General features: G+C 38.7%; 14 protein-coding genes. 4 read left to right on the forward strand and 10 right to left on the reverse strand.

Going from position 1 to position 13,086, the window contains the following annotated elements:
• Positions 1-187: 187 nt before the first annotated feature.
• Complete coding sequence (locus BFP77_RS13630; protein WP_099574577.1) at positions 188-1,549, reverse strand: hypothetical protein; 1,362 nt, start codon at positions 1,547-1,549, stop codon at positions 188-190.
• 61 nt (positions 1,550-1,610) lie between these two features.
• A complete protein-coding gene (locus tag BFP77_RS13635) occupies positions 1,611-3,182 on the reverse strand; it encodes a glycoside hydrolase family 32 protein (RefSeq protein WP_180272362.1) in 1,572 nt (523 codons plus the stop codon).
• An 82-nt stretch (positions 3,183-3,264) separates the two neighbouring features.
• Here BFP77_RS13635 and BFP77_RS13640 point away from each other — a divergent pair, with 82 nt between their 5' ends.
• The 4 genes from BFP77_RS13640 to BFP77_RS13655 are packed head-to-tail and all read left to right on the forward strand — an operon-like array spanning position 3,265 to position 6,044.
• Positions 3,265-3,771 carry a rhodanese-like domain-containing protein gene (locus tag BFP77_RS13640; RefSeq protein ID WP_099574578.1) on the forward strand — a complete coding sequence of 169 codons (507 nt, stop codon included), beginning with the start codon at positions 3,265-3,267 and terminating at the stop codon, positions 3,769-3,771.
• Between the two features lie 39 nt (positions 3,772-3,810).
• Positions 3,811-4,485, forward strand: a complete 675-nt coding sequence (locus BFP77_RS13645; RefSeq protein WP_373604839.1) for a TIGR04282 family arsenosugar biosynthesis glycosyltransferase — start codon at positions 3,811-3,813, stop codon at positions 4,483-4,485.
• Entirely contained in the window at positions 4,478-5,293 is an 816-nt protein-coding gene (locus BFP77_RS13650; RefSeq protein ID WP_099574580.1) for a purine-nucleoside phosphorylase, read from the forward strand. Before BFP77_RS13645 ends, BFP77_RS13650 begins: the two co-directional genes overlap by 8 nt.
• A 46-nt stretch (positions 5,294-5,339) precedes the next feature.
• Positions 5,340-6,044 (forward strand): TIGR04283 family arsenosugar biosynthesis glycosyltransferase, encoded by a 705-nt coding sequence (locus tag BFP77_RS13655; RefSeq protein ID WP_099574581.1) that lies wholly within the window; start codon positions 5,340-5,342, stop codon positions 6,042-6,044.
• 3 nt (positions 6,045-6,047) lie between these two features.
• Here BFP77_RS13655 and BFP77_RS13660 read toward each other — a convergent pair whose 3' ends face one another.
• From BFP77_RS13660 to BFP77_RS13695, 8 genes are all read right to left on the reverse strand, one after another.
• The gene (locus tag BFP77_RS13660; protein ID WP_099574582.1) at positions 6,048-7,076 is read right to left on the reverse strand and encodes an N-acetylmuramoyl-L-alanine amidase family protein; all 1,029 of its coding nucleotides are present in this window, start codon (positions 7,074-7,076) and stop codon (positions 6,048-6,050) included.
• 52 nt (positions 7,077-7,128) lie between these two features.
• Positions 7,129-8,076: a hypothetical protein gene (locus BFP77_RS13665; RefSeq protein ID WP_143751909.1), complete on the reverse strand. Its 948-nt coding sequence runs from the start codon at positions 8,074-8,076 to the stop codon at positions 7,129-7,131.
• Between the two features lie 33 nt (positions 8,077-8,109).
• Entirely contained in the window at positions 8,110-9,372 is a 1,263-nt protein-coding gene (locus BFP77_RS13670) for a POTRA domain-containing protein (RefSeq protein ID WP_099574584.1), read from the reverse strand.
• Positions 9,373-9,442: 70 nt separating this feature from the next.
• Positions 9,443-9,823, reverse strand: a complete 381-nt coding sequence (locus BFP77_RS13675) for a hypothetical protein (protein ID WP_099574585.1) — start codon at positions 9,821-9,823, stop codon at positions 9,443-9,445.
• Positions 9,824-9,838: 15 nt separating this feature from the next.
• Positions 9,839-10,159, reverse strand: a complete 321-nt coding sequence (locus tag BFP77_RS13680; protein WP_099574586.1) for a hypothetical protein — start codon at positions 10,157-10,159, stop codon at positions 9,839-9,841.
• Positions 10,156-11,163 (reverse strand): glycoside hydrolase family 113, encoded by a 1,008-nt coding sequence (locus BFP77_RS13685; protein ID WP_099574587.1) that lies wholly within the window; start codon positions 11,161-11,163, stop codon positions 10,156-10,158. The genes BFP77_RS13680 and BFP77_RS13685 overlap by 4 nt, the downstream gene beginning before the upstream one ends.
• Before the next feature lie 45 nt (positions 11,164-11,208).
• On the reverse strand, positions 11,209-12,093 hold the full coding sequence (locus tag BFP77_RS13690; RefSeq protein ID WP_099574588.1) for a hypothetical protein: 885 nt from the start codon (positions 12,091-12,093) through the stop codon (positions 11,209-11,211).
• A gap of 30 nt (positions 12,094-12,123) precedes the next feature.
• Entirely contained in the window at positions 12,124-12,843 is a 720-nt protein-coding gene (locus BFP77_RS13695) for a DUF547 domain-containing protein (protein ID WP_099574589.1), read from the reverse strand.
• Positions 12,844-13,086 lie beyond the last annotated feature (243 nt).

Here is a 13,086-nt window from a genome sequence, read left to right on the forward strand (position 1 = left end):
TCCTCGCAATAGCGGGGATTTTTTGTTTACGACCATTTTAAAAAAACAATAGCCTTGGTTCCCCCGAAGTGTCGGGGCTGGAGGCACCAAAATTTATCCTCGCAATAGTGAGGATTTTTTGTTTTTAGCTGTGCGGTTGATGTACAGTTAGGCGATTTAAAAATCTTGACATTAGCATTGGTGCCCTCTATCTCTTTGTAGCCCATGGCACCTGCTTAGGTCCCATCATTCGACGATTATAAGTCCCATTATAATCTAATATTTTAAGTAATGCCAGTTCAATATACCAATTGGCTAACATGACCACCTCAGCTCGTACGTGCTTATCGAGGTTGTTAATATTATTCATTTTCGACGTATTAGAATGAACCAAGGAATTCCGTAAATATACTATCGAGTGAGGCCCATCTTCAACTGTACTTTTTTTTCTTAAACGGTTTAGCCCTTGAAATTCCTCTGGAATATCATAAGACATACCCATTTGCGCGAGCACTAGTCTTATCCTATTCTCTGCTTTCAAATTATTAGCATCTTTTATAGAAATTAGCTTGTGCTTTTCAATTATCCACCAATTATATATTAATTCCAAGGTCGTCTGTGCCATAATGAGTCTTGTATCAGCCGAAACCTCATTCATGTTCGCCTCGTTATACCATTTAACTGCAAAAATTAAAAAGTTCTTATCACTTCCTGACCTCCAAATGTCATAAAAATTCGTGTAAAGAGTCTGTAGGTCTAGTAATTTAATATTTGGTATCGCCCACCTAAAATGTCTCGTAGAAAAATTTTCCGTGCCATTATACTTAAAACTTGACCAAACAGAGTCATCATTTAATTTCCCGTTGAAAAACATAGCACAAATTCTTCGCCCATTCACGAAAGATAAGAAAAAGTTTAAGCAGCGAATCTGCCCATTAAGTTCCTCGACATTTAATTTATGGCTTTGAGTTTTTTTCCTTATAGTTCCATTATACAGCAAAAGATGGCCACCCTCATTATTAAGCGCCTTGACATGCTCAGCATATTTAAATCTCATTTCAAGTATTATTTCAAACCTGTTATTTGAAAATACTATTCTCTCTCTTGGAAAAATAACCCCATGCTCATTGTCTCTCTTAATCTTACTTCCCAGAAAACCTCTTAAATTGGGTATTGAAAAAGAAACATATTCTACTTCTTCTAAAGAATTACCAAAAAAAGGCATTTCAACAAATTCTCCCCTTAAAAAGTTATCTTCTGATGATGAACGAACGAGGTAAACCTTAAAAGCAATCTGCGGATTTAATATCAACTCTACATCCTTAGCACTTATGAAATCAAGAAATCTAAAAGAACTAGATTTCTCATAAGTACATTCAAACCGACACACTATTGTAGGCTGCCAACGTATTTCAATAATACCAGAAGCTTGAATTGGTATGGTGTTTTCAGAAATCCTGAGCTTAAAGTTTCCTTCGTAAATGACTATTGCCTCATTAGGAACGAACATATTAATATTATCCTCTAGAGCCAGTGGAATATCCTCAAATTTGTTAAATCTTTCTTCCATGTAGTATCTTAGAATCACCCATCCCGATAATTATCCCTTATTTTCTATCAATTTTTAACAACTAATCCCATATTCGCTTCACCTTATTTTCGCTAAGGCTATTTAACCGTAAGCTATCCGTTGATAGGTTCTTCACCTTCAAAATCGTAAAAGAATCTCTAGGAAATATTTGGTTCGTCATTACGTACTGCCCTTTGTTTACAAAAAGCTCAATAGAAGATTTATCCAACAGTATCCTAAACTCCACCTCACCCTCGGGTAAATTAGGAACGGACATGGTCTGGAGACCTAAGGCAAAATTAGCGGCAAAATCCTTTACACCAGATGCGGTGCGGTCAAACGTTATTTTACCGTCAGCACCATTTAGGGTAATTACCACGCTATCCCCTAGCTTATTTTTTAGACGCATTTGAAACGCTCTTGCAGAAGTATTAAAGTGGATCTCCGACTGGTTGTTCTGCTGTAACTCCATCGTTTCCGTTTGGCTCGGACCTACCGTGAAATCTACTTCTTTTGAGCCTTTTTCCACGATGGTGTCCAAGGCTGCCAACGGATAATTTATAAGCTCGTAGACATCGTTGTTCTTTTGCAAGGACAATTTTCTTGGCACCGTCATAGCACTACGCCATTTTTCGGTAGGGGTATCGCGAGCGTAGTCCCAGTTGCTCATCCAACCTATAAAAATACGTTCGTTATTCGGGGTGTTGTTGTACGTTACACCGGCGTAATTATCCCTACCCAAATCTACCCATTTGGTTGCTACTTGATCAGTCGTAAAGGTCTCTCCATCAAAGTCGCCCACAAAATATTGCGTTCCGCTTCCTCCGTTCGGAGCACCTGGATTGATGCTGATCAACAACACCCATTTTTCCTCTGCCGACCCTTCTACTTTTAAAGGAAACATGTCCGGACATTCCCAAACTTCGCCATGCGCTCCTTTATCCTTTCCAAATTCGCTCACCTGGTTCCATTTTTTTAGGTCGGGCGAATTCCAAACCTGCATATGGTCCCCGGCCACCAAAAGCATTGTCCACAATTGCAATCCCTCGTTCCAGAATACCTTAGGGTCCCTAAAATCCTTGATGCCGTCATTACCTATTACAGGATTACCCTCGTACTTGGTCCAACTATCACCATTATCCAAGCTATAGGCAATGCCCTGTGTCTGAAAATCTTTTCTGCCCGCTTTTTCTCCCGCCATTAAATGATAGGTGAAAATGGCCACTAAAGGCGGGTTGTCCACAGTTCCGAAACCCGAAGTATTATTCACGTCCACTACGGCACTACCGGAAAATATTAGGCCATTGTCGTCCGGAAATAAGGCTATGGACTTGTGCTTCCAATGCATCATATCCTTGCTCACGGCATGGCCCCAATGCATAGGCCCCCAAACCGTACTATCGGGATAGTGCTGATAGAACAAATGATAGGTGCCGTCTTGGTAAACGAGTCCATTTGGATCGTTCATCCATTTTTCCTCTGGCGTAAAATGGTACTGCGGGCGATACGCTTCCGTATAGTAGGATTCTTTCTTTGACACCTCATTTTTCAAAGGCTTATCAGTATTATCCTTACAGGAAAAAATTACCAGCGGAAGTATAAGAACTAGAATATTGATGTACTTAATTTTCATTATTTATACATTTATTTGGCTTTTGCACTGATGGTAAAGCACCTCTAAAATAGTACCTTTACAAAACTAAAGTAGCGATTTAATGAAACCTTTTCTTACGTTCCTTTCTATTTTATTGTTTGGCCACAGCATTTGGTCGCAGTATAAGCTGGACCGAACACTGAAAAAATTCAATAAGGAGTCGGTTCCCTACATCTATACCAACGATCTAGCATCTGCCAAGGGAACCATACTTTTAGATACGCGCAAAAAAGAGGAATACGAGGTGAGCCATTTAAAAAATGCCATTTGGGTAGGTCACAAAGAATTTGACGAAGATAGGGTGCGTTCTAAAATACTGTACAAGGAAGCTACTATCGTTGTCTACTGTTCCATTGGGGTACGTTCAGAAAATATAGGCGAAAAACTTATGGATATGGGCTACCGCAACGTAAAGAATCTCTACGGAGGTATTTTTGATTGGAAAAATACGGGTCGTCCCGTTTATAATCTCAACAATCAAAAGACCGATAGCGTTCACGCTTTTAGTAAGCATTGGGGGAAATTATTGACCAAAGGCATCAAGGTCTATGACAAGACCAAAGAGTAAATCGATTTAAAAAACTATAAATACCAGTTATTTTTGGGAATACTACAAACTAAAAAAGAAGTGAAAGATGAAAAAACCGTTGATTTTCATCTCGTTAATTCAAAAAATCTCCTGCTCATATTCACGCGAAATCCGGAGCTAGGAAAATGCAAAACAAGACTTGCAGCTAAGGTAGGTGATCATACCGCTCTGGAAATCTACAAATTTCTTTTAGGACATACGGCGAGCATTACTAAAAACCTTTATGCTACCAAGGCGGTTTATTATTCCGAGGAAATCTGGGAAAATGATATTTGGGAACCTACTATTTTTGATAAAAAATTACAAGAGGGAGCCACTTTAGGCGAACGCATGGCGAACGCATTTAAAGACGGATTCGAAAAAGGGTTTGACCGGATAATTATTATTGGAAGTGACATGCACGACCTTAACCAACAGGATCTTGAAAAAGCCTTTAAAGCTTTAGAAAAAAACGATTACGTCGTAGGGCCCGCATTGGATGGTGGCTACTATCTTCTGGGAATGAAGAAATATAAAGATACGCTTTTTAATGCTAAGGATTGGGGAACGGAAACCGTTTTGGAGGCTACCTTGAAGGATTTAAAGGAAGAGCGTTTACAATTGCTTTCAGAAAAGAACGATGTAGACCATTATGAAGATATTAAAGACATTAAGGCTTTTGAGCCGTATTTAAAACATATGAAAAATGACTAAGAAACAATTACAGGAATCCGTTGATTATCTTATTAACAAGGGTTTTGATGCCCCAGAATTTGGAATTGTATTGGGAACTGGATTAGGCAGGCTAGTAGATGAGATTCAGGAGCCTATAGAGGCGCATTACAACCATATCCCCTTTTTTCCATTGGCCACCGTTGAGTTTCATACCGGCAAACTGGTTTTTGGCACCATTGAAGGTAAAAAAGTGGTGGTAATGCAAGGTCGCTTTCATTTATACGAGGGTTATGATTTTCTGGATATTACCTATCCCATACGCGTGATGCATATGCTGGGTATTAAAAAACTTTTCATTTCCAATGCTGCTGGGGCAATTAACCTGGATTTTAAAAAGGGAGATATTATGCTCATTGAAGATCACATTAACCTGCAAGGTGGTTCGCCCCTAGCATTTAAGAACGTAGCGGAGTTCGGGGAACGTTTTACAGACATGTCGGAGCCTTATGATTTGGAAATGCGCGAAAAATTGGAAAATATCGCCGTTACACATAACATATCCTTAAAGAAAGGTGTCTACGCATCGGTTGTGGGACCTCAGTTAGAGACAAAGGCGGAGTATCGGATGCTTAAAATTTTAGGTTCGGATGCCGTGGGCATGAGTACCGTTCCGGAAGTAATCGTAGCCAATCACTTGGGACTGCCCATTGTAGCGGTCTCCGTATTGACCGATGAATGTGACCCTGATAATCTGAAACCCGTGGATATCGGGGAGATTATTGCCATTGCCGGCGAGACAGAACCAAAAATGGTAAAATTATTCAGCGAATTGATAAAACAACTGTAAGGTTAGTACTGTTTGTACCACTACTAGCACAATCAGTTTGTTTTAAATGACCATAAAATTCCCACAGATCAGTATTATAATCCCAGTTCTTAATGAAGAGGATTATATAAAAAAAGTGCTGCTGAGTATTAAAAATAATGCCTCTTCAAACCAGGTAAAGGAAGTACTGGTCATTGATGGAGGTAGTGAAGATACTACCGTAAAAGAAGCCACGGAAGCGGGCGCCAGAGTAATTTCAACCTCAAAAGGGAGAGCTTTACAGATGAACGTCGGAGCAGCGATTGCCACTGGTGATATCTTGTATTTTTTACATGTAGATACCTTACCGCCCAAAGATTTTGACCTAGAAATTTTGCACGCCTATACCGAAGGTTTTAAAGTAGGTTGTTTTCGTATGAAATTTGATACTACCCACCTATTTTTAGATATTTTTGCTTGGTTTACGCGCTTAAATACACAGATATGTCGTGGTGGAGACCAATCGCTATTCATCCTCAAAACCTTATTTGAAAAAGCCAATGGATTTAACGAGTCCTATAGAATATATGAGGACAACGAATTCATTAGAAGAATCTATAAAATGGCTGATTTTAAAGTGCTTAACAACACCGTGACCACTTCTTCTAGAAGATATGACAAAAAGGGCGTATTGGCCTTACAATGGCATTTTGGAATGATACATCTAAAACATTTCTTCGGCGCAGGACCAGATACGCTCCATCGGTATTACGTAAAACACATCGCCCTATAAAAGTTACTCTTGTTCAAAGTCTTGTAGCACGCCCTCGGAAATCCATTTTGCCAATGCCTGCCTATTATCCGGTACCAAAATTCTTTTCTGGTCTTTCTTGTTCTTGATATTCCCTATTTCTATGAACGTCATTGCCGGATGTGTTTTCTTTACCAAATACAGGGAAGTTCTATCTTCAAATGTACCCGAATAGGTTCGGTTAGGTTGATATTTTTTATACTTCTTTTGAAAAGTCCGATGAATATTTTCCGCCAATTTTTTACCGTTCTTACTTTTCTCGTGATGATAGAAAAAGACATCGATATTTTGACCTTGACTTCTACTATCTATGTGAGTGACAATTAGGCGTTGGTATTTGCCCTTATTCTTTTTGTAAAGCTTATTGATGATTTCTACCCGCTGTTTTAAACGCGCTACTTGGTTTAAGGGAATCTTTTTATCAGGATAAGCAACCTCATCTCTATCTATTTCCAAAATACGCTCATCCCGTATACCATCATTCTCATCTCTAATAATAATATAAACCTGAGCGCCATGGGCCATTAACTCTTTGGCCAACCGTAACGTAATGTCATAGGCGTACTCATCTTCAGAAATAGATTTTCCTTTATATACGGCCATAGCGCCAGGGTCTGGGCCACCATGTCCGGAAACCAAATAATAGACCGCTCCTTTGAGCCTTTCGCTTTTGGATAACACTTTTTCGTGTTTTTCTCCAAAAATGGAAACGGTCATTGCTTCAATTTCTTTTATTTTCTTGGTCTGTTCCTGTATGGAATCTACGACAGGTACCGTGTCCAAAACTACTCTTGGAACAAGGTAATCTCGCCCTTCATATAAGTGAACGCTATCCCTTAAGTTGTCTATATTCAGCTGAATAAACGATTCGTACGCCTCGTACGGATTTATTCCTTGTTTTCTTAGCAAGGACAAGACCCCATCCCCTTTTTCCGCGGTAACGGTCTTCAAGGAATCCTGAGCAAGTAGATTGCCAGAAAGGAGCAGGAAAATACCGATGTAAAACGTTTTCATTGTAACTACATTAAACAAAGTTCATGCCGCACTAAAAGGAACAAGATTTACATTAACCACCACTGCTATTCTGAGCATAATCCTTAGCTATACCTTCCATAATCATCTTGGCCAAACAGGTTTTCCCTGCTTTTACCTCAATACCCTTTTCAAGGGCTTTTTTTCCGCTATCCAATGAAAGTATTGTCACTGGGGCTAAGATGTTCTTAGCAAGGTAAATACCAATCTCATCATCAAAGATGGAGATACCTTTTTTTACGTCCGTTCTCTTCGCAGCATACTTTCTGATACTCTTTTGCAAATTACCGGCCAGTGCAAGACCCTCCTTACTTGAACTATAATGACTCACATTAACGGCGTAATTCCTAGCACTTCCGTTCAATTCTTGTAGTACTAGTACGCGTTGATAACTCCCGTTATTCATTAAATACTTCTTATTTATGACCCCGGAATACTCCCCTAACTCCAATAAACCAAAATCTTTATCTGCGGCCTCCTTTCTAGGATTATCTGTGCTTGATGCACCTTCCAAAATATAAACTTTAGCACTCCTTACCAACAACTCTTTGGCCATTTGAATAATGAAATTATTAGAGCGCTCCGAAATATCCCCATCGCTTAAATTAGGTGAATACATAATGTAATAAACCGAATGTTTCAAGGTGCTATCCTTAACTGCCAATTTGGATAGCTCCTTATCGAAAATAGGCTTTTCTATCTGCTCATTAACAACTATTCTAGTGCCCCTATTTTTAAAAGAATCCGGAGCATCCGGCAAGAGGTATTTTTTACCGTTGATCAATTCACTGCCATTGCGAATATGTTTCTCGTTTAACTTGTAGAATTCTTCGTAATGTGTAGCGGGATCCATACCGGCGTTTCTTAATATAGAAAAGATACCGTCTCCTTTTTTTGCTATAACGGTATCGATTCTTACTTGACCGGAAAGACCATTAAAAGCAAATAATGCTATGATAAATAGAAATAGTTTAAATCGCATGGTAATGGTTTCGTGTTCCAGTAACAAATATCATTAAAAATACTGCCCTATGCCAAAAACAATACCTCTATCTGCGTCTTTTGTAATACCATATCCATAATCAATCCTAAAGATGGCATTGAAAATTCTTTTGTGCATAAAACGTAGTCCTGCCCCTGGATAAATCCTAATATTTTGATTGTCACTAAAATCCCCGAAATCCCCACCTGGATTTCGCCAAGAGCCGCCATCGATAAAGACATTACTCTGCAAAACAAACCAATCTTTATCTATCAACGTATGTCTATATTCCGTATTTAAGACAATGGCCCCCGTACCTCTGTCAATTGTGTTCCCGACTCCTCTAATATTCAAATTATTATCTACCGTGAAGGGCGCAAATGGGGTATCTACGTTACTGGCAAGACCTAGGCGAAGACGGCTTGCCCAATTGCCCTTTTCACCAACGCGGTGGTAGTAGGAAAAATCATTAAAGCCAATCCAAAAATCAGGGAGATTGTTATCCGTACTCCCAACATACTGAAGATTTAGACTGCTCTTGAAACCGGAGAGGTATTGATAATGGTAGTTGACATTATCAAAATTATAAATAAGCTTAAAAAGATGTTTATCTACGGATAGCTCTTGTGGGACTCCAGGACTAGTGGCACCGAACAGGTAATCATAATCTTCCGTAAAGAAACTTATACCCAACTCCAATCTGTTTTTAAAATTAACTTCATAAAGCCCTAAAACTTCAAAACCCTCGTTATTGTAGCGGTAATCCGCCGTATCGTTATCAAAAAATACAGGTTCCTGTGTGGTAAAACTATTGTAATTGAGCGCTAAGCCAAACTTATTACTGAACAGATAGGGCGCCCTAAAGCTTAGTCCGTAAGAATTAAAAATATCATATTGATAAAAGCCTCCCAAGGTGACGTTCCTACCAAAAAGATTGAACTCTTGGAGCCCTACCCTAAAGGCAAAATCGTCATTCGCGGAACTGAAGAGATTAGCAAAAGGTATGAGTGTAAAGTTTTCTTCTATGCCGTAAGTAACGCTATAATTGCCTCCAACAGCAGGAAAAACTTGATAGTATGCATGCGATATGGAGGGAAGCCTTTTGAGACGGGTCATGTCTTTCTCGAGGAGTGTGGAGTCCAAAATCATCCCCTCTCTTAATTCTACCACATTTTTGACAAAAGAAGGTTTTGTTCTTTTCGTCCCTTGGATTTTTATATCCTGCACTATTCCTTCCTGTGCGTTCAGAAACGGACAAAGAAACAACAGAAAATATATTACATATCTGGTAATCATTGAACTATGGCTAGATTACAAAAATAGGGCTTAGTTCCTTGAAAAGTATCACAGCGCTAACCGAATGTAATTAGGGTGTAAAATTTCTTGTGGAAAATAGATTCACCCAATTATCCTCACTTATGGCTAATAGTGTAATACCATAGGTGAGACAAGGCTGCAGACTGTCCGGTGTTCTAGGTGTAATATTCAGCACCACATTGTCCAATTCATAAAATCTAAAGAATCTATCAAAGGTGTAGGTTCCGGAAATGAGATTATTATTAGCGTCCGTAATCACTTGAAAATATATCTTGGTATCGTCGTAAAGTCCGTCTTCCCAGCTAATCAAAGGATTTATTGTATTAGACTCCACACTTACATTGGTAGCAATATACTCCGTAGGTTTTCTTTTGTTCTTTATTCGGATAGGATTGGATAAATGTATTTTTCCATCTTCCTCAAAACTCACAATTACCCATTTTTCTTAATCAATCGCAACTTCAAACTTCTGTAAAAAACCATTGAAAACATCCAATAACGGTGAAACCTTTATTTGATATGCGTCAAAATCCGTTTTCTCTATACCCTCATCAATCGCTTCAAAGTATTGAATGTTGGTTACGCCCGGTCTAGGATATAGAAAAACGCTTACCAAATCGTCATTCGGATTACTTGCCGCACAGGCTATAACATTATCCACAACAATTTCTTTAGTGCCGATAAAGGAAGATAGGTAACTGTCTTCTGGTAAATCGTCCGAACAGGATAGCAATAAACCAATACCTAATGCAAGAATTCTTTTCAATTTTTAAAGGTTTTATAATAATCTCCAATGACCTCTTGCGCCGGTTTGTTCTGTGGAGTAAACCGGTTATCCAATGCGCCACCGGATGTTTCATGTTTTATGAACCATTTCCACACATACCCACCGGCGAACCAATCTTCTGACCAAAATTCATTGAAAATGGCCTCTTTTGCATTTGCTTGAGCCACCAAGTTTACGTTGTCTTCATTATTGTCTACCATCCAAGGTTTTTTGGCAGTGTAATCCATACTGCGGTAACCAAACTCCGTAAAAAGCACTTGCTTATCATTGGCCAAGGATACCTCCGATATTTTCTCTTTCCATGGTTTCCACCCTTGCTGCAACTCTTTAATTGTTGGGGTCTTTGCATCTGACAGGGGAAAATAGGCATCAATCCCTATATAATCCAGTTCTTTCCAAAACGGCGTTCTTTTATATTCGTCCCAATTGGCTGCATAGGTTAACTTACCGTTGTAGATAGCTCGTATTTTCTTTATCAACTGCAACCAATAATCCGGTCTACTCTCAACAAATTTTTCCAGTTCCGTACCTATACAAAGAATAGGCACCGATGTTTCTTCAGCCAAGGCCGCATAATTCAAAATGAACTTATCGTAAGAGTTTTCCAATTTCTTCCAATTTTCTTCAGTTTCCATCATTATGGTACCCGTAAACTCTCCCCTCCACACCCAAATTTGAGGTTTTAACATTACCGTTATTCCGTTCTTTTGTAAGAGCGCTATGTACTGCTTGGCACCTTCACTGGTTTCTCCGAACCATTGCCTATCCGTATCGAAAATAATTTCGGGACTTGCAATTTCCCGCATAAAACCGAAGGGCATCACGGCGGCACTGTTGGCATGGATATTAAGCACCTCGTTTACTTGTGCCTGAGTTGCCTTATCCCTGGAAGCAACGAAGCTTACCCCGTTTATTTTCTCCTGAGCATCACTGGTGCAGGAGAATTGAATAAAGCAAATGAAAAGGAGTCCTAATTTTCTCATGTTAGAATATTACGACTCCTAATTTAGTTTTTTTAAGGGGTTCTTTTAAAAAATACCTCGTAATCCTATGTTAAAGGTTTCTCCAAGACCTGTATTACTTCCTCTTACAAAATTGGTGTATAAAACTTCCACATTCAATGCTTTGGTCAATTGGTATTTAGCACCTCCGCCGACAGCGGTAAAATCTTGAGCAAAATCATTTCCTAGATCTAAACGTTGAGAATGTTGGACCAAAGCAAGAACCGTGAATTTAGAACTTGGGAAATAACTGATAAATACCCCCGGATTTATATTTAAGCTATTATTTGCAAAGCTTTCATCTTGGTCTCCAAAATTAAGCTCTGTTGTCAATTCTGTAAATAATTGCCATTTGTTTCCGGGAAAGGTGTAATCGTAAAATAAGCGATTCTGCCAAACAAAACCGTTCTGCTCCAAGAATACGCCATTTTCAGTTTCATTATCTATCAATGGTATAAAGAGTGAACTTTGAATTGAAAAATTACTGACAGAAGCAAAAGGCACAAACTTAATAGATGGGGCAAAAGCCGTTAGACCTGAACGGGAATTGTCGTCACCACTGAAGCTAAAGACATCTAAAGCGCCCCTTTCATCATTCTGTGAACTGATTACGTTAGAACGCAACCTCGCGATAAAACCCAGATTTACCCTGTTATTACGTCCTACTCCGGTATAGAATTCAAAGGTAGAAGTAAAAAATGATTGTCTAGGCTCCTCACCATCGGTAAATGTACTTTCCGTTTGTGTGTAAAGGTTGTTGAACCATTTGATATCAACTTGACCTTTACCTATTAATTTAGAGGGTGTGTACTGTTGAATATTACTTTTTTGCTGTAAACTGTCTTGCGAAACTCCGTTAAAAAAAGCCAATAGAGTTCCTGCAAGAAATAAATTTCTTTTTAATGATTTCATTACTAGTTATTTAAGTTGTTATTTATTGTTTTATTTGACCTCGTTCAAGGTCCAATCGTATGGATAATAGGACACTCTACTCTTGTCCGGAAGTTGCTCTGTTCTGTAGGCATTGATAAAGTCTACCAAATCCGAGCCATTTTGCTCAAAATCACCTTTATACCATTCAAATATTTGAGAAACTTGAACCTTGTTCTTGTTCACACGGATAAAGTTATTATCATTTAGCGCCTTTACTGTCTGCTTTTGCAACTGCGCATCAAGCGTTGACGGTTGGTATGCCGAATTAATTATTGGTGGACAACCCAAACCTGCGCAAACGAGCACAAAGTGAAATCTGGCTTCGGTAGGAAAATTGGCCCTGAGCAATTTATTTTCAATATCGTTAAGTGTTATATTCTCCCCACCTACCTCATGTTTTTTCTTTTCAAAGAACCCGTTGACGTCCAAGGGAGATTTTAATGGATGGTTTCTTACAATACCATCTATGACCAACAAATTGTAGGTGTTTATCCAAAAAGCTTGGTAATTCTTTGCATCGGTCTTAGAGACAGAAATTTTCTTTGCATTAGCTAAAAGTGACGCCAGGGCATCAGGATTGTTTTTTATTGCTTTATAATTTACACGACCGTTCTTAACATGTTCTTTTAAGAAACTATCTGTGCTGGCGAAGTAGCTATTTAAATCTTGGGCGTTGACACCGGCCAAGAAAAATAGGCTTATACTTAGGATGGTTATTGTATTTTTCATTTTAGTTGTTTTATAAATTGATTAGCATTTTCCACTAGGTCGAAACTATTTTAACAACCCTACAGTACTATCAGTTTTTTATGAATATTTTAAGAGTTTAAAGAATCGTTACCTTAATATATATCAACTGTATTTACTTCGTCTAAGCTGCCTAATTTATCGAGTTCAGGAATACCTGTTAAATAATCCCCCGTCCTAAAATTTATAATCTTTCTAAATAAAGATCCTTTGTTAAGTTATTAT

Source organism: Maribacter sp. 4U21, from assembly GCF_002742365.1.
Taxonomy (GTDB): domain Bacteria; phylum Bacteroidota; class Bacteroidia; order Flavobacteriales; family Flavobacteriaceae; genus Maribacter.